The 17,659-nt window shown below is 64.2% G+C and carries 14 protein-coding genes and 1 pseudogene; 6 read left to right on the top strand and 9 right to left on the bottom strand.

Annotation, left to right across the window (positions count from 1 at the left end; all coding sequences use genetic code 11):
- The first annotated feature begins 60 nt into the window (after positions 1 to 60).
- The 3 genes from KSAC_RS12140 to KSAC_RS12130 are packed head-to-tail and all read left to right on the top strand — an operon-like array spanning position 61 to position 4,248.
- On the top strand, positions 61 to 1,971 hold the full coding sequence (locus KSAC_RS12140) for a transketolase-like TK C-terminal-containing protein (protein WP_132305595.1): 1,911 nt from the start codon (positions 61 to 63) through the stop codon (positions 1,969 to 1,971).
- Between the two features lie 31 nt (positions 1,972 to 2,002).
- Positions 2,003 to 3,025 (top strand): type I glyceraldehyde-3-phosphate dehydrogenase, encoded by a 1,023-nt coding sequence (gap, locus tag KSAC_RS12135; protein ID WP_102324691.1) that lies wholly within the window; start codon positions 2,003 to 2,005, stop codon positions 3,023 to 3,025.
- Positions 3,025 to 4,248 carry a phosphoglycerate kinase gene (locus KSAC_RS12130; protein WP_132305593.1) on the top strand — a complete coding sequence of 408 codons (1,224 nt, stop codon included), beginning with the start codon at positions 3,025 to 3,027 and terminating at the stop codon, positions 4,246 to 4,248. The genes gap and KSAC_RS12130 overlap by 1 nt, the downstream gene beginning before the upstream one ends.
- A gap of 58 nt (positions 4,249 to 4,306) precedes the next feature.
- Here the strand turns inward: KSAC_RS12130 and KSAC_RS12125 are convergent, their stop codons facing one another.
- The 5 genes from KSAC_RS12125 to KSAC_RS12105 all read right to left on the bottom strand — a co-directional run bounded on the left by KSAC_RS12125 (position 4,307) and on the right by KSAC_RS12105 (position 8,611).
- Positions 4,307 to 4,933, bottom strand: coding sequence for a LysE family translocator (locus KSAC_RS12125; protein ID WP_132305591.1), 627 nt, complete (start codon positions 4,931 to 4,933; stop codon positions 4,307 to 4,309).
- A 122-nt stretch (positions 4,934 to 5,055) separates the two neighbouring features.
- The gene (gene ftsY / locus KSAC_RS12120; protein ID WP_102324694.1) at positions 5,056 to 6,066 is read right to left on the bottom strand and encodes a signal recognition particle-docking protein FtsY; all 1,011 of its coding nucleotides are present in this window, start codon (positions 6,064 to 6,066) and stop codon (positions 5,056 to 5,058) included.
- A 1-nt stretch (position 6,067) separates the two neighbouring features.
- Complete coding sequence (gene mtaB, locus KSAC_RS12115) at positions 6,068 to 7,315, bottom strand: tRNA (N(6)-L-threonylcarbamoyladenosine(37)-C(2))-methylthiotransferase MtaB (RefSeq protein WP_110546930.1); 1,248 nt, start codon at positions 7,313 to 7,315, stop codon at positions 6,068 to 6,070.
- A complete protein-coding gene (gene dapF, locus KSAC_RS12110) occupies positions 7,312 to 8,136 on the bottom strand; it encodes a diaminopimelate epimerase (protein WP_132305589.1) in 825 nt (274 codons plus the stop codon). The genes mtaB and dapF overlap by 4 nt, the downstream gene beginning before the upstream one ends.
- 73 nt (positions 8,137 to 8,209) lie before the next feature.
- Positions 8,210 to 8,611 carry a VOC family protein gene (locus KSAC_RS12105; protein WP_132305587.1) on the bottom strand — a complete coding sequence of 134 codons (402 nt, stop codon included), beginning with the start codon at positions 8,609 to 8,611 and terminating at the stop codon, positions 8,210 to 8,212.
- Positions 8,612 to 8,701: 90 nt separating this feature from the next.
- Between KSAC_RS12105 and KSAC_RS12100 the strand changes: the two genes are divergently transcribed.
- The 3 genes from KSAC_RS12100 (at position 8,702) to KSAC_RS12090 (ending at position 11,828) form a co-directional block, all read left to right on the top strand.
- Positions 8,702 to 9,346, top strand: a complete 645-nt coding sequence (locus KSAC_RS12100; RefSeq protein WP_132305585.1) for a class I SAM-dependent methyltransferase — start codon at positions 8,702 to 8,704, stop codon at positions 9,344 to 9,346.
- A gap of 164 nt (positions 9,347 to 9,510) precedes the next feature.
- The gene (locus KSAC_RS12095; RefSeq protein ID WP_132305583.1) at positions 9,511 to 11,370 is read left to right on the top strand and encodes a hypothetical protein; all 1,860 of its coding nucleotides are present in this window, start codon (positions 9,511 to 9,513) and stop codon (positions 11,368 to 11,370) included.
- A gap of 137 nt (positions 11,371 to 11,507) precedes the next feature.
- Positions 11,508 to 11,828, top strand: a complete 321-nt coding sequence (locus KSAC_RS12090) for a hypothetical protein (RefSeq protein ID WP_110546983.1) — start codon at positions 11,508 to 11,510, stop codon at positions 11,826 to 11,828.
- Between the two features lie 30 nt (positions 11,829 to 11,858).
- Here KSAC_RS12090 and KSAC_RS12085 read toward each other — a convergent pair whose 3' ends face one another.
- From KSAC_RS12085 to gcvP, 4 genes and pseudogenes are all read right to left on the bottom strand, one after another.
- A complete protein-coding gene (locus KSAC_RS12085; protein WP_132305581.1) occupies positions 11,859 to 12,605 on the bottom strand; it encodes an ABC transporter ATP-binding protein in 747 nt (248 codons plus the stop codon).
- Positions 12,602 to 13,622 (bottom strand): annotated as a pseudogene (locus KSAC_RS17845) (FecCD family ABC transporter permease). The gene KSAC_RS12085 and the pseudogene KSAC_RS17845 overlap by 4 nt, the downstream one beginning before the upstream one ends.
- 8 nt (positions 13,623 to 13,630) lie before the next feature.
- Positions 13,631 to 14,686 carry an ABC transporter substrate-binding protein gene (locus KSAC_RS12075; protein ID WP_132305579.1) on the bottom strand — a complete coding sequence of 352 codons (1,056 nt, stop codon included), beginning with the start codon at positions 14,684 to 14,686 and terminating at the stop codon, positions 13,631 to 13,633.
- Positions 14,687 to 14,759: 73 nt separating this feature from the next.
- Entirely contained in the window at positions 14,760 to 17,654 is a 2,895-nt protein-coding gene (gene gcvP, locus KSAC_RS12070) for an aminomethyl-transferring glycine dehydrogenase (protein WP_132305577.1), read from the bottom strand.
- Positions 17,655 to 17,659 lie beyond the last annotated feature (5 nt).

Genomic DNA, 17,659 nt, shown 5'->3' with positions numbered 1-17,659 from the left:
CAACGGTAGTCATTGCAGGCGCGCCCCCACCGCCCATGCCGCACATATGGACGACGCCGAATGCCAAAAGACCACGCCACCGCATCCCTGCCCACCGACCTGGCTGCTGCCACCGGCATGCCCGACCGGCTGGCGACGGCCATCCGCCATGCGGTCACCATTCACGAAACCGACCCCCGCTACGCCCCGCAGGCGCGGGTCATGGCCGGTTTCTGCGCCGTGTTATGGAGTCGCTTCCTGCGTTTCGATCCCGCCAGCCCCGAATGGCCGGACCGGGACCGCTTCATCGTTTCATCCCCGCCTTACCGCGTGCTGCCCGGCATCATGGCCGAACTGTCGGGACAGGCGCCCCGCCCGACCGACCCGAACGCACGGGCCAGTGAACGGCAGGCCTGCGGCCCCAACGGGCAAGGGCTGGGTGCCGCCATCGGCATGGCGCTGGCCGAACAGAAGCTGGCGGCACGTTTTGGCCGGTCGGTCGTCAATCATCGGGTATGGGCCGTTGGCTGCTGGACGGAACTGTCCACCGGCGTAGCGCTGGAAAGTGCCGCACTGGCGGGGCAGCTTGGTCTTGACCGGGTGACGCTGGTGGTCGGGCTGTGGGAAAGCGAACGTCCGCAGGTGGAGGCCATCCTGCCGCGCTACAGCGCATCGGGGTGGTCGGTGCGCAAGGTGGATGCCTGCAACGCCGAACAGATCGCAGCCGCCATCGCATCATCGCAGCGTACCCATAAACCCTGCCTGATCGCATGCGTCGCCACACCTGAACCCGCGTCCTCCCCCGCCGTCATTGATGATCCCGGCCTGTGGGCAGGGGCGGCGCGACGGGGGGCAAGCGCACGGCGGTCATGGCTGCGCAGGCTGCTCAAGGACCGGCAGAAAACCGAATTCGAACGCATGGCGCACAACCAGCGCCCCGCCTTCTGGCAGCAGGACTGGCAGCGTTCATGGCGTGACGGAAGCGGAACAGGCCGCCCCGCACCACCCGTTGCCGCCCGGCGCGGGCTGGAGACACTGCATGAACTGCTGCCCGAACTGACCTGTCTGCGTTCACGGCAGGGCATCATGGCCGATCTGTCCGTCCGCCGCGCCGGGGCCGAAGCGGACCAGTCATGCGGCACGCAGGTCAATGGGATGGCGGCACTGCTCAATGGCATCGCCATGCATGGCGGGCTGCTGGCCTGCGGGGCTTCGACCATCATCGCCGTGGACCGCATGCGCCCTGCCCTGCGCTACGCCGCAATGACGGACCAGCAGGTCATCTACCTGCTGACCGATGACGACCTGCACCGGGGCGAAAGCGCGGGCGGCTGGCAGCCCGTGGAACAGCTTGCCAGCCTGCGCGCCATGCCCAACATGATGGTCTTCCGCCCCGCCGATCACCGGGAGACCATGGAATGCATGGAACTGGCCCTGCGCCGCACGAACGGGCCGAGCCTGCTGACACTGGAATCCGCCATTTCATGCTCCGCACATGAACGTGAACACTATGGACTGACCAATCTGTGCGCCCGTGGGGGTTATGTTGTGGCCGAAGCCGAACATGCCCGTCAGGTCACGCTGGTCGCCACCGGGCATGAGGTGATCCTGGCGCTGAAGGCGCGCAGACTGCTGAAGGAGGCGGGGATGGAGGCAGCCGTGGTGTCGCTTCCGTGCTGGGAACTGTTCGCCGCCCAAAAAATGACGTATCGTAATGCGGTGCTGGGGACAGCACCCCGGATCGGGATAGAGGCCGCTTCGGGTTTTGGATGGGAACGATGGCTTGGCCCCGACGGGCTGTTCGTCGGTATTGACGGGTTCGGGGCCACCCCTGCCCCCGACCGGCCGGACAGCGCGGCGGACATCACGCCCGAACGGATCTGCCGCGACGCCATGCGGCTGGTGCGCCGCCTGTCCGAAGCCACGATGCAGACCGCGGGAGGAAACGGCGCGGCCCCGCCCGGAATGGCATCGGTCGATGCCTGTGTGTGAAATGTCTGACCTTTACGGAGAAAATAAGAAAATGGCTGTCAAAGTCGCAATAAACGGTTTCGGTCGCATCGGTCGCCTCGTGCTGCGCGGCATTATTGAAAGCGGCCGCACCGATGTGGTGCCTGTCGCCATCAATGACCTGGGCAGCGTGGCAGACAACGCACACCTGCTGTCCTATGACAGCGTGCACGGCCGCTTCCCTGCCGATGTGAAGGTGGAGGGCGACAAGATCCTCATCACCGCCAATGGCCGCACCTATGCCCCGATCACCGTCTCGGCCGAGGCCGACCCCATCCGGGTTCCCTTCCAGGGGGTGGACGTGGCGCTGGAATGCACCGGCCGCTTCACCGACAAGGAAAAGGCCGCGCAGCTCATTACCGCCGGCGCGCGCAAGGTGATCGTCTCCGCCCCTGCTTCGGGCGTGGATGCGACCATCGTTTATGGCGTGAACCAGGATGTCCTGACACCGGACATGACGGTTATCTCCAACGCATCATGCACCACCAACTGCCTTGCCCCCGTGGCGAAGGTGCTGGACGATACGTTCGGCATCGAATGCGGCTACATGGTCACCATTCATTCCTACACCGGCGACCAGCGCACGGTTGATACCCTGCACAAGGACCTGCGCCGCGCACGCGGCGCGGCGCTGAACATGATCCCGACCTCCACCGGCGCCGCGCGCGCGGTGGGTCTGGTCCTGCCGCACCTGAAGGGCAAGCTTGATGGCACCGCCATCCGCGTTCCCACGCCCAACGTCTCGCTCGTCTCGCTCGACTTCGTGCCGACAAAGGCCCCGGCCTCGGTCGAGGAAGTGAACGAAGCCCTGCGCAAGGCGTCCGAATCCGGGCCGCTGAAGGGCATCCTAGCCTATAACACCGCGCCGCTGGTCAGCACGGATTTCAACCACTCCCCCGCCTCGTCCACCTTTGACGCGACCCAGACGGCCGTGATCGATGGCGGCAGGCTTGTGCGCATCTGCAGCTGGTATGACAACGAGTGGGGCTTCTCCAACCGCATGGCCGATACGGCTGCCGTATTCGGAGCATTGTAATGGCCACCATCGCCTTCAAGACGCTCGATCACCTTGATGCCGCCGGCAAGAAGGTGCTCCTGCGCGCTGACCTGAATGTTCCCGTGCGGGACAGGCAGATCACCGACGCCACGCGCATCCTGCGCCTGCTGCCCACCATACAGGAACTGGCGCAGAAGGGTGCGAAGGTGATTGTCGTCAGTCACTTCGACCGCCCCAGGGGCCAGCGCGTTCCCGCCCTGTCGCTCGGTCCGATTGCCGATGCGCTGGGCGATGCGCTGGGCCGTCCGGTCACGTTCGTCGATGACTGCATCGGCCCCGCCGCGCAAAAGGCGGTGGACAGCATGCAGAACGGCGATGTGGTGGTTCTGGAAAACACCCGCTTCTATCCGGGTGAGGAACAGAACGACCCCGAACTGGCCAAGGCCTTCGCCGCACTGGCGGACTGTTACGTCAACGATGCGTTTTCCGCGGCACACCGCGCCCATGCCTCGACCGAAGGGGTGGCCCGGCTTCTGCCCTCCTTCGCCGGACGGCTTATGGAGACGGAACTCAACGCGCTGAACATCGCGCTGGAAAACCCCGAGCGCCCCGTTGGCGCAATCGTGGGTGGTGCCAAGATCTCTACCAAGCTAGACCTGATCGGCAACCTGCTTGAAAAGGTGGACATGCTGATTATCGGTGGTGCAATGGCCAATACGTTCCTGGCCGCGCAGGGCGTTGATGTGGGGCGTTCGCTGCAGGAAGCGGACATGCACGACACCGCGCGCGCGATCATGGCCAAGGCCCATGACAGGGGATGCGAGATCGTCCTGCCGGTCGATGCGGTGACCGCAACCGACTTTCAGGCCGATGTTCCCACCCGGATCGTGCCGGTCAGCGCCATCCCTGCCGACGCGATGATGCTGGACGTGGGGCCGGAGACGGTGAAGCTGATCTGCACGAAAATCGCGACGCTGAAGACGCTGGTCTGGAACGGCCCACTGGGCGCGTTCGAGATCACGCCCTTCGATGCCGCGACCAACGCGGTTGCGCGTGAAGTGGCCAGACTGACCGATGCGGGCGTTCTGAAAAGCGTGGCCGGGGGTGGCGATACGGTCTCCGCCCTGCGTCATGCGGGGGTGGAGGGGCATATCTCCTACATCTCCAGCGCAGGCGGGGCCTTCCTTGAATGGCTGGAAGGCAAGACGCTGCCCGGTATCATGGCGCTGGAAAACATTTTCGAGCGTGCGCTGCCGATCTGATCTCGCGCCAGCGTTTCAATAAAAAAGGGACCATCGCAAGGTGGTCCCTTTTCTGTTTTCAGCTTCTGGAAAAGCCCAGCCGGAGACCGAAGCCGATAAACACGCAGCCTGTGAGACGGTCCATGAACCGGGCCGCCGCCTCCCGCCGCAGCAGGCGGGCAAGCGAATGCCCCATGAAGGCCACGGAAATGAGCCACGTAAAACTCAGCACCGACTGCAACCCCGACAGCATGAAAAGATAGGGACCGACCTGCACATTGCCCGGCACGAACTGTGGCAGGAAGGAGATATAGAATACGCCGATCTTCGGGTTGAGAAGGTTCTGGAACAGCCCCTTCAGAAAATATCCCCGATGGGGGACGGCGTCCTGTTCCCCTGCGGGCGCAAGCACTTCACCGCGCGGGCGCAGAAGCATTTTCACCCCCGCCCATAACAGGTAAACCGCACCGACAACGCGGATTACGTCAAAGGCGAAACGTGATGCCTGCAACAGCGCGCCCAGCCCCGTGGCGGCGGCCAGTCCCCATGCCAGACAGCCACAGGTAATGCCCAGCGCGGCTTCAATCGCCCGATCCCGTCCTGCCCCCGTTGCCGTGCGCAGGACAAGCGCCGTGTCCAGACCCGGCGTTATGACCAGAATGACGGCCGCCAGCGCGAATGATAGAAGGGACTGCGATATGGTCACTGCTTTTTCCTGTCAGCGGGCACGGACCGCGCACCGGGTTAAATAAAGCAAAATCCCCTGCCTTCCTGCGCGCCTGAAGGCTTTGCACCCGCCCCTGCGGCGACAGGATGCGGACGGAAGGGTCAGCCCGGCTGCGCGCCGTGATCTTCAGGCGTGGGGGATGACGTATTTTCGGCCCCCTCCGCCGGGGCATCCTCACGCTCGATCACCTTGATGGAGTCACCGACCAGCCCGTGGGCGAAAGCCTCCGCCGAGAAGGGACGCAGGTCCTCCGCCTGTTCCCCCACCCCGACCAGATGGACCGGCAGGCCGAATGCATCAGCCAGCGCCACCACAATGCCGCCACGGGCCGAACCATCAAGCTTGGTCACGACCAGCCCGGTCACATTGACCAGTTCCTTGAACACCCGCACCTGCTCCACCGCGTTCTGACCGGTGGTGGCATCCAGCACCAGCAGCACGGAATGGGGCGCCGTTTCGTCAAACTTGCGCATGACGCGGATGATCTTGGCCAGTTCCTCCATCAGCGCGCTTTTATTGTGCAGGCGCCCGGCGGTATCGACCAGAAGCAGATCGGCCTTTTCCGCCGTGGCGCGCTTGAGGGCCTCGAACGCCAGTCCCGCCGCATCGGCATTGGGCTTGCCCGCAATGACGGGCGCACCCGTGCGTTCACCCCATACCTGCAACTGCTCGACCGCGGCGGCGCGGAAGGTATCGCCCGCGACCATCATCACCTTCTTGCCCTGCTCGCCATAGAAGCGGGCCATCTTGCCGATGGTGGTGGTCTTGCCCGTACCGTTCACGCCCACCACCAGCACAACATGCGGCTTGCGTTCGGGATCGGGTTCAAACGGGATGGCTACGGGTTGCAGGATCTGGGCGATCTCATCGGCCAGCGCCTCGCGCACTTCCTCATCCGTCACTTCCTTGCCGAATTTGGAGCGGCGGAAGGACTCAATCACCTTTTCCGCGACGCTGGGACCAAGATCGGCGGAAATCAGCAGGTCCTCAAGTTCCTCCAGCGCCTGATCGTCAAGCTTGCGCCGGGTGAATACGGAGGCGATGCCACCGCTGAGTTTCTGTGTGGAGCGCGACAGCCCCGCCTTGAGACGTGAAAAGAAGCCAAGAGCCATATCAGAGAATTTCCGCAACCAGTCCGTTATCGTCAACCGCCACCGGGCGCACCGTCTCGATCCGCCCGGCTGCGGATACGGCGCCATCCGCCAGCCTTACCGGGGCAAATTCCTCGGAATGTCCAGCCGTATCCGTTTCCATCAGAACGCGCAGCGTGCGCCCGATCAGGCGGGTATGAAAATCATGGGCGGCCTGCGCCCCCGCATCACGCAGGCGGGCCGCGCGCGCCTTGCGTTCGCTTACCGCTATGGCGGGCATGCGGGCCGCCGGCGTGCCCGGTCGCTCACTATAGGGGAAGACATGCAGGTAAGGCAGCGCGTTATCGCGCACAAAATCGAGTGTCTGGCCAAACAGGTCCTCATCTTCGGTCGGGAAACCGGCGATGATGTCCGCCCCGATGCCAATATCGGGCCGCAACTGCCGCGCGCGCGCCACGACTGCGGCCACATCCGCCGTAAGATGGCGGCGCTTCATGCGCTTGAGGATGATGTCACACCCCGCCTGCAGCGAAAGATGCAGATAGGGCATGAAACGCGGCTCGTTTTCCAGAAGCTTCCAGATATCCTCGTCAATCTCGACCGGATCGACCGATGACAGCCGCAGCCGTTCCAGTTCGGGCACCAGCGCCAGCAGCCTGCGGCACAACTGCCCCAGCATCGGCCGCCCCGGCAGATCCCCACCCCAGGATGTGATGTCCACACCCGTCAGCACCACTTCCCGATAACCGGCCTGTACCAGCGTGCGCACCTGTTCCACCACCACGCCAACGGGAACGGAGCGTGACGGCCCGCGACCGAAGGGGATGATGCAGAAGGTGCAGCGGTGGTCACAGCCCTGCTGCACCTCCACAAACGCGCGGGTGCGGCCCGCGAATTCGGTCACGAGATGGGGGGCCGTTTCGCGTGCGGCCATGATGTCGGACACGGCATTGCCCTGCCCCAGCGCCAGTTCGCTCCAGCTTGCGGCATCCAGCTTTTCGCGGTTGCCCAGCACGCGCGTCACGCCGGGCAGTGCGGCCCAGCGGTCCGGATCGATCTGGGCGGCGCAGCCGGTGACCACGATGCGCGCATCGGGCCGCTCGCGGTGGGCGCGGCGCACGGCCTGCCGGGCCTGACGCTCGGCCTCGCCCGTGACCGCGCAGGTGTTGACGATCACCACATTATCCAGCCCGGCGGCGTGCGCGCGCATCACCTCGCTCTCATAGGTGTTGAGGCGGCAGCCGAAGGTCAGGATGTCCGGCTTCTTCATCGGGGATAATCTTCCGGGCTGAACGTGCCTTGGAAACTGGTCGTGGCGGGGCCTGTCATCAGCACATGGCCGTCGCTTTCACGCCATGTGATGCACAGTTCCCCGCCATCCATCGTAACGGTGCAGGTACGCTCCACCAGACCGCGCCGCACGGCGTTGACCACGGCGGCGCACGCGCCCGAACCGCAGGCCAGCGTCAGTCCGCTGCCACGTTCCCATACCCGCAGGCGCATCGCATCGCGTGACGTGACATGGGCGAAACCGATATTGGCGCGTTCGGGAAACAGGGCATGATGTTCCAGTCCCGGCCCGGCCACCGACGGGTCCACGCTGTCCGGGGCGGGCAGGAAGAACGTCGCATGCGGATTACCCATGGAAACCGCGGCAGGGTCCCCCGCGATGGGCAGGTGCAGCGTATCGCGTTCTTCCGCCAGCGGCACATCAGTCCAGCCCATCGCGGGCGCACCCATATCAACCGTAACCAGACCGGGCCGCACGACCGTTGCATGCAGCACGCCCGCGCGGGTCTGCAGGCCGACATGCTCCTGTCCCGTCTCGCGCGCCAGCAGGTCGGCCACGCAACGCGACGCATTGCCGCACGCCCCGGATTCCGATCCATCGGCGTTGAAGAAGCGCACGAACACATCCGCCCCTTCCGCGCAGGCGGGGCGCAATGTCACGAACTGGTCGCACCCTATGCCCTGATGGCGATCGCACAGGGCGGCAATCCGGGCGGGTGTCAGGTCATGGCGGTGGGCGCGTTCATCCACCACCACGAAATCATTACCCAGCCCGTGCATCTTGAGAAAACCGGTCATCATCCGTCCTGTATAGCGCCCACCCGCCCCCGTTGGCGAGCGGGATGGCACCACGGGCGCGCGCTTGCAAGCCCGATCAGAGAAAACGCCCCGGCGCGCCGCGCTGCAACACTTCGATCCGGTAGCCATCGGGATCGGTAATGAAGAAGAACCGCCCCACAAACCGTGCGCCGCACGACATGTCCTTTACCGCAAGCGGTGACAGGCCAGCCGCCGCCAGCCGGGCATGTTCCGCATCCACATCCGCCACCGACACGGCCAGATGGCCATAACCGTCGCCAGGGTCGTACGGCGTGGTCCGGTCATGGTTTACGGTCAGTTCCAGCTCGAATGTCTGTTCGGCGTTGGACAGGTAGATAAGGGTAAAGCTGTCGAAAACAAGCCGGTCGGCTACCTTCAGGCCAAAGGCCGTGTCATAGAAACGCACGCTCGCGGCTTCATCACGCACGCGGATCATGGAATGGATCATACGGGCCATTATGCTTTTCTCCTGTTCCATGCGGCGCGGGGCATGATACGCCCGGCCACCGCATAGGGCATTGTTGCTTCCATACTGTCTGGCATATTCATGAACGACCTGCACGGGTTCCACCCGCAATCCTTTACCGCTGCATCGGCTGAGTCCGACACGGTCTTCTATTCCCGCCGCCCCGCCGGCCCCATGCTGGACGCGGGCGCGCAGACGGCCATCACGGCGCTGTACCGCACCCTTCTGCCCGAAGATGGCAACATCCTTGACCTTATGGCCGGTCCCGACAGCCACCTGCCCACGGACATGGAATTCGACAGCGTGATCGGCATCGGCGTCAACGCGCAGGCGCTGGACAGCAATTCACGGCTGACCGACCGCGTGGTCAGCGACATCAACGAAACCCCCGACCTGCCCCTGGCCGATGAAAGCATGGACGCCGTCCTGCTGTGCGATGTGGTCCCTTACCTGCGCCAGCCGGTACAGGTCTTTCGTGAAGCCGCGCGCGTGCTGCAACCCGGTGGCCTGATCGTCATTACCTTCGGTACGCGTCTGATTCCGCAGAAGGCAACCGCCCTGTGGCAGGCGCTGGATGAAGGGGACCGCCGCCGCATGCTGACCGTCCTGCTCCAGCGCGCCGGATTCGGCCCGGTGGACAATGGCAACGTCACCCCCGCGCCCGAGGACATGTTCTGGCACGACGCCGTCCACGCCATGACCGCGCGGCGTCCTGACGTTGTGTAACATTACGTAAATAATGCCGTAGCAGACTGCCGCGTGCAGGGTGACCAAAACAGCACAGACGATAAAATCCGTGTATATTAAAAGAAATTATCATTTACCTATGGAATGGGAAATGTTTTGACATAAAATAGAAGAACACCTGTTTGGGGGCCTCCTGACACTAAATGCGGATTCCGTTTTTTTCTACGAACCGGCATGGCCGTTTTGCCGGCATGCTGATGCTGTGTTCAGCACTGGGGCCCATTCCGCTGGCATGGGGTGATGAAGACCCCGAATCGCTGGATATCATGGAACGCCAGATGGAGCATCTGCAGCAGCAGCAGATGTCGCTCCAGAACGAACTCATGGCCATGCGCCAGCAGATCGCCCAGCATCGCGCCCATCTGGGCGGCACGTCGGGGGGCAGCGGCACGCATCCGCTACAGGTAACGGCGTCGGGTGGCCATGTCCACGGCGGCTGGACACCGGTTGAAGGGCGCGGCGCGGCAGCCCATGCCAACGGGGGCGAGCCGGTCGGTCGCCCCTATATCGGCGGGCATTCCGACCCGATGCCGATACTTGATGACAAGCCGACATATGAATCCGTCGTGGCCCACCGCGAGGAAGACCTGATCGCCCACATGGCCAACAACAATGTCGGCCCCCACAACCGCGAAACGGTGGGCGCGCAGTCCGCAGGCGCGCTGGGTAGCAAGGTGTTCCACCTCGGTCCGGTTTCCATCATCCTCGGCGGTTTCTTCGATGCTGCGGCGCTGGTGGAAAACCGGCAGGTTTCATCAGGCATCTTCAACTACTGGAATGCCATTCCCTTCCGCAACAGTTCGAATTACCACACCACCAATTTCAACGGCGATGCGCGGTATTCGCGCTTCTCGCTCATGGCGCGGGGACAGCTTAACCCGCACCTGACGGTGGCGGGCTTCGTGGAAACGGATTTTGGCGCCAGCGCCGAAACCACCAATCCGTATGAAAGCAATTCCTACGTGCCACGCCTGCGGCAGGCTTACCTGACGCTGGACGATTCACGCGCCAACATGCACTTCCTGATCGGTCAGGCATGGACCATGCTGACGCCAGACCGCGTGGGCATCGTCCCCCGACAGGAAAGCCTGCCCGAAACGATCGAATCCTCCATTCTCGCGGGGCAGACATGGTCGCGGCAGTGGCAGGTGCGGGCGGTCAAGGATTTCATGCAGCATCGCCTGTGGGCGGGCATCTCGATCGAAAACCCGGCGACGATCTACGATACGACCGGATTTTCCGCCGCGGATGACAACGGGGAATACACCCTTGCCAACGGTGGCTACGCCAAGATCGGCTCCAATGGCGTGGGGCTGAGCAGCGCGACCACCAACTACTCCAACGAAATCGCGCCCGACGTGATCGGCAAGCTGGCATGGGACCCGAAATGGGGCCATTACGAAGTCGAGGGCGTCGTCCACTTCCCGCATGACCGCTCCGTCATCAATGGCGTGGGCGAGAACCATACCGCCATTGCGTGGGGCGCGGGTGGATCGATGATCCTGCCGGTCATCCCGCACCGGCTGGAAGTGCGGCTGACGGGGCTGGCGGGCCGGGGTATCGGCCGTTATGGCTCCGTTCTGCTGCCGGACGCCACATTGCAGCCCAATGGCGCGCCCGCCCTGCTGTCGAGCGCCCAGACCACGGCTGGCGTTATCGCGCACCCGAACAAGCTGATTGATGTTTACGGGTATTTCGGCATGCAGCGTTCGGGCCGCAGCTATTTTGATGAAGGCGGACAGGCTTATGGTTATGGCAACCCCATGTCGTCCAACATGGGCTGCTGGACCGAAGGCTCGACCGACTGTACCGCCAACATCCGCTCGGTGGAGGAGTTCACCATCGGTGCGTGGTATCGCTTCATCCATGGCCAGTATGGCACCGTGCAGGCAGGGACCCAGCTTGCCTATTCCCGCGTCAATACATGGGCGGGCATGGGGGGCGCGCCCGCCACGAGCCTGAGCGAGATCTTCTTCGATTTCCGTTACCTTCCCTTCCAGTAATCCCGGCCCGCGCACCGGATATTGCGCCCCGCAGGGAAAAGGAGGATGGTGGGCCGCGATTGGGAATGATGGAGAGGTCGGCGCTTATGTCAGTCAGGTTACGTCACGTGATGCTGTCCGCGTGGCTTTGCGCCGCTATGGTACCAGGTGTGGCGCGGGCTGATGCCGGCCATGCCGATGCCGGTAACGAAGACCCCGGCGAGGCCTCGCAGCGCCAGTCAACCATGCACCAGCTTTCCAAACGCCCGCCGCTGCCGCGCCTGCATATGGATTACGGACAGTACCGCTATATTCCCAAGGGCGACGTTATCAAGGAACAGCCGGACCTGAACCGCCTGCTGTTCTGGACCAAATCCGGCGAACCGGACGGCTATGCCGAAAAACGCGGTAACGCCGTGCTGTATTACGACCGCACGGGCAAGGCCGTGCGGGTGGATATGAACCCGTCCAGCCGGTAAGGGACGCTTTCCCAAAAGCAGAATCAGGGATTAAATCGCCGTATGGCCGTGGGGCGCGTAAAGCCTGTCCACCATGTCGGCGCATAATACCGTTTCTGCCGGGCCATCGCCCATAATCCGGCCATCGCGCAGCAGTACAGCGCGGTCAAATACCCGTGCCGCCTGAAACGGGTCATGTGTTGTCGCCACGACGGCATGGCCCTGTTCCGCCAGCCTGCGCAGCAGGGCGTACAGGCGCTGTTTCTGCCCATGGTCCAGCCCGGTTTCCGGTTCATCCAGAATAAGGGTCCGCGCCCCCTGCGCCAGCGCGCGCGCCAGCAGCACGGCCTGCCGTTCCCCGCCTGACAGATCGGTATAGGGCCGTCCGGCCAGCCGGGTTATGGCCAGTTCCGCCATGGCATGTTCGACCGCACTGCAATCTGTTGCCCGCAGCGATGGGGCAAACGGTGTTTCCGCCAGCCGCCCCATGCCGACAACATCACGCACGGTATAGGGAAAAAGCGGCACATGCCCCTGCGGCACATAGGCGATGCGCCGCGCGACCTCGCGCCGTGACCAGTCGGCCATGGGCCGCCCGTCCAGCCAGACCTGCCCCGTGTCGGGCTGCGCAAGGCCCAGCATCAGGCGTAGCAGCGTGGTCTTGCCGGCACCGTTCGGCCCCAGCAGCGCGGTCAGTTCACCCGCATGGATTGCAAAGGACAGATCATGCAGCACCGTACGCCTGCCATGGCGGAACCTCACATGATCCAGACGCAGCACAGACGTATCAATCTTCATGCCCGCCATCCACGCCGCAGCAGCGGCAGGACCGATACGAACACCACAACCCCCAGCAGATCGGCAATCAGGCCCACTGGTATTTCCTCCGCCGACAGGCTGCGCGCCAGATCATCGCATACCAGCAGGAAGATCGCCCCGATACACGCACTGACCGGCAGTACGCGCATATTGCACGGCCCCACCAGCAGCCGCGCCACATGCGGCACCACCAGCCCCACCCAGCCGATCATGCCCGCGACCGACACCGTCAGCGCCGCCAGCACCGTAGCCCCGCCGATCACCCCGTAACGCAGCGCCATGACGGGAATGCCAAGGGTACGGGCCTCCTCGTCCCCCATGGCCAGCCCGTCCAGCATCCGCCCGCAGGCCGACAGCAGCATGGTCCCCGCCAGCACCGGCAGCACCAGCACGGACAGCGCGCGCGGCGTCACCTGCGTCAGACTGCCCAGCAGCCAGAATACGATATCGGGCAACTGGTTCTGCGGGTCCGCCACGTATTTGAGCAATGACAGCAGTGCGGTGAACAGCGCCGAACTGATCAGCCCGCCAAAGACCAGCATCAGCATGGAAGCCGCATCGAACATATGCGCAACCCCCCCACCCCCGAACGCCACGGCCGCCAGCCCCCCCTACAAAGGACAGGCCCGCCACACCCGCAGGCCCCGCCCCCCCATACGATCCCCAGTGCGGCACCGGTTCCGGCCCCCGCCAGCACGCCCAGCAGACCGGGGAGACCAGCGGGTTACGGAACACGGCCTGATACGCCGCCCCCGCCACCGACAGTGCCGCGCCCACACAGATCGCCCCCCCGATACGGGGCAGGCGCGCGCCGAACAGGATGGTATGCACCATATCCGCATCCGGTGGCGGCGGGCCGGGATTCACGCCTGCCACCGCAAGCATCGCGTGCAGCACCTGCCCCGCATGCAGCGGAAAACGCCCCACGCAGGCCGATACCATCGCCACCACGATCAATCCCGCAAAACACAGGCATCCGACCACCGACGCACGCATGCGCAGGATCACCGGCTCCTGTCCGGGGTTGCCTGCGGGGGCCGCGCTGCGAGAATGCGCGCGGCATCCCCCGCATTCAGGTCGTAATGGAAATAGGTGCGGTAGAAATCACGTGTTACGGCCACCATGTCCACATCCGCGAAACGGTCAGGGTGAAGGGTTCTGGCCGCCCAGCGGATCTGTAGCGGCAGTTCGCTGCCGTAACGGTCCCATGGGAAAACGCCCGATGGATTCTGGTAAACCCGTCCGGCCCGGACGGCGGTCATGCGCTGCCACACGCCACCATCGGCATTCTGGTCCAGCGTGCCACTATCGGGGCCAAGAATTATGACATCGGGATTCCATGCCGCCACCTGTTCGGCAGAAACCGGTTTCATGTTCCCGCTGATCCCCGTCGCCGCGTTCACGCCACCGGCAAGGGTAATCCATTCATCCACGATACTGTCCGTCCCATCCACCCGAAGCGGATGCAGCGACTGGATATGCACGACGCGCGGACGCGCCGTAGCGGGCAGGTCCGCAAGCCGGGTGCGGATACTGTCCACCGTATCGTGCATCATGGCACGGTAGGCCGCCGCCGTGGCGCGGGCGGTATCCGTGCCCAGCGCGGTGGCGGTCATATCCACGACACGCAGCAGTCCGTCGCTGTCATGGAAGGATGAGACAAGGACCGGCACCCCCACCGCGCGAAAGGCCGCGATGGTGGCGGAGGCTTCGGGCACGAATACAAGGTCCACCCTGTCACGCAGCAGGGTTTCGGCATTGACCTGCGGGCCGTTGACCGCATGGGCCTGATACAGAACGGGAAAGACCTGGTACATCCATGGCCTTGCCTGCGGGCGGTCAACGGTCATGACGATCTGGGGCGCGCCACCCAGCATCAGCACCAGTTCATTATGGGCGAACCATAGATCGGCAATGCGGGCGGGATGATCCGGCACGGATGAGGGCGTGCCCGCCATGTCGGTAATGTCGCGCGCGCTGGCGGCTACAGGGGCGGCGGCGCCGGTCATCAGGCCCCATGCCAGCGCCCCCATGGCTACACTCCATCTGCCCCAGTTCATGGTGGTCCCCGCTCCGGTCGTGTTGTTATATCCTTGCAGATATATACACGAACCGGAGGGACGCAATCAGTTCCTAGCTGGCATAGGTGCTGATGTCGGGGCATGAACAGACAAGGTTGCGGTCCCCATATGCATTATCCAGCCGGTTGACGGGCGACCAGTATTTGCTGGCGGCCACAACCGCGCCGGGCAGGCAGGCGGCGGCGCGGTCATATGCCCGCGTCCAGTCGGGATCGGTCAGATCACGCACCGTATGCGGGGCATGCCGCAGGGGGCTCTGCTCCACCGTCAGATCCCCCTTCTCCACCGCGTTGATTTCCGCGCGGATGGCGATCATCGCATCACAGAAACGGTCCAGTTCGGCCCGGCTTTCGGATTCGGTCGGTTCGATCATGAACGTGCCCGCAACCGGAAAGCTGACCGTCGGCGCATGGAAGCCATGGTCGATCAGGCGCTTGGCGATATCGTCCACCGTTACCCCGGTCTCGTCCTTGATGGGACGCAGGTCGATGATGCATTCATGCGCCACACGCCCGTTCGCACCCTGATACAGCACCGGATAATGCCCGGACAGGCGGGCCGCGATGTAGTTGGAGTTCAGGATCGCGACCTCGGTAGCCCGCTTCAGCCCCGCATCGCCCATCATGACCATGTACATCCACGAAATGGGCAGCACGTCCGCCGAACCGAACGGCGCGGACGAGATCGCATTCGCCCCGCCCTGCTGCGGCACACCGGGCAGGTAGGGTGCCAGATGCGCCCCCACCCCGATCGGCCCCATGCCGGGACCACCGCCGCCATGGGGAATGCAGAAAGTCTTGTGCAGGTTGAAATGGCTGACATCGCCACCGTAGCGCCCCGGCTGCGCCAGCCCCACCTGCGCATTCAGGTTCGCGCCATCCACATAGACCTGGCCGCCTGCGGCATGCACCAGATCGCAGATCTCGCGCACGTTTTCCTCAAACACGCCATGGGTGGAAGGATAGGTGATCATGATGGCGGCAAGCTGGTCGGCATGTTTCGCGATCCGGGCTTTCAGATCATCGATATCAACATTGCCCTGCGCATCACACGCCACCACCACGACCCGCATGCCCGCCATCTGCGCGGAAGCGGGGTTCGTGCCATGGGCGGAAGCCGGGATCAGGCATACGTCACGCCCCATATCCCCCCGCGCGCGATGATAGCCCCGAATGGCCATAAGCCCCGCGAATTCGCCCTGCGCGCCGGAATTGGGCTGGAGGGAGACGGCGTCATACCCGCTGATCTGGCACAGCATGCGCTGCAGGTCCGTGAACAGGCGGGCATAGCCGCGCATCTGGTCAGCGGGCGCGAAGGGATGGATGTTGCAGAATTCCGGCCATGTGATCGGCAGCATTTCCGCCGTGGCGTTCAGCTTCATCGTGCATGACCCCAGCGGGATCATGGAACGGTCCAGCGCAAGGTCCCGATCGGCCAGACGGCGCAGATAGCGCAGCATGTCGGTTTCGGACCGGCAGGCGGAAAAGATCGGCTGCGTCAGCAGGTCGCCCCTGCGCGCAAGCTCCGCCGGGATGGAGGGGGCGATATCGCCAAGGCCGGATTCGATTTCAGAAACCGATACCCCTTCCCCACCGACACTGGCCCAGATGGCGCGCACGGTATCGGGGGTCGATGTCTCGTCAAGGCTTATGCCGATATGCGCATCATCAACACGACGCAGGTTCATGCCCGCATCCAGCGCGCGCGCCATGATCGCATCCGTCTGCGCGCCGGTTTGCAGTGTCAGCGTATCAAAGAACGCCTGCGTGACCACCGTGCCACCCAGCGCCCGCAGCCCTGCCGCAAGGATGGCTGTCAGGCGGTGGATGCGTCCGGCAATCGCCTTCAGCCCCTGCGGTCCATGATACAGCGCGTACATGGACGATACGATGGCGGGCAGCGCCTGCGCGGTGCAGATATTGGATGTCGCCTTTTCCCGGCGGATATGCTGCTCACGCGTCTGCAACGCCAGACGGTATGCCGGTTCCCCGCGCGAATCGATGGACACGCCCACAATACGCCCTGGAATGTTGCGCCGGAACGCATCGCGCACCGCCATATAGGCCGCATGCGGACCGCCAGCCCCCATCGGCATGCCATAACGCTGCATGGACCCCACGGCGATGTCGGCCCCCAGCGCACCGGGGCTTTCCACCAGCAGAAGCGCCATCGGGTCCGCGCACATGCTGGCAATCGCGCCAGCCGCATGCAGCCCCTCAATCCATGCACGCGGATCACGCAGCGCGCCCGACGTGCCGGGATACTGGAACAGCGCGCCGAATACTGCCTGCGGGTCCAGATCGGTTGCCGGATCGCCCACCACCAGTTCCCAGCCCATCGGCTCGGCACGGGTGCGCAGGACCGCAATGGTCTGCGGATGGCAGTCGGAATCGACAAAAAAGGCCGTGGCTTTGTTTTTCGCCACACGGCGGGCCATGGCCATGGCTTCGGCCGCGGCCGTTCCCTCATCCAGCAGGGACGCATTGGCCACATCCAGCCCGGTCAGTTCCATGACGAGGGTCTGGAAATTGAGCAGCGCTTCAAGCCGCCCCTGGCTGATTTCAGGCTGGTACGGAGTATAGGCCGTGTACCATGCCGGGTTTTCCAGCACGTTGCGCTGGATCACGCCGGGCAGGATCGTATCGTAATATCCCTGCCCGATCAGTGATGTCAGGACGCGGTTTTCACCCGCGATCGCGCGCAGGCGCGCCAGCGCCACATGCTCGGGCACGCCCGCGCCAAGGCCCATCGCACCATCAAGGCGGATGCTGCCCGGCACGGTCTGCGCCATAAGGGCATCAAGCGTGTCGGCTCCCACCACACGCAGCATGCCCGCCACGTCATGTGCATCCGGCCCGACATGGCGGGCGCAGAACGCACCGGCATCATCACCCAGATCGTGCCACAGGGAAGAAGAACCGCAGGAGGAAGACGTCACGGCCAGCATACTCC

The organism is Komagataeibacter saccharivorans, assembly GCF_004348195.1.
Classification (GTDB): Bacteria; Pseudomonadota; Alphaproteobacteria; order Acetobacterales; family Acetobacteraceae; genus Komagataeibacter; species Komagataeibacter saccharivorans.
This window is presented reverse-complemented; position numbering and strand designations above follow the sequence as displayed.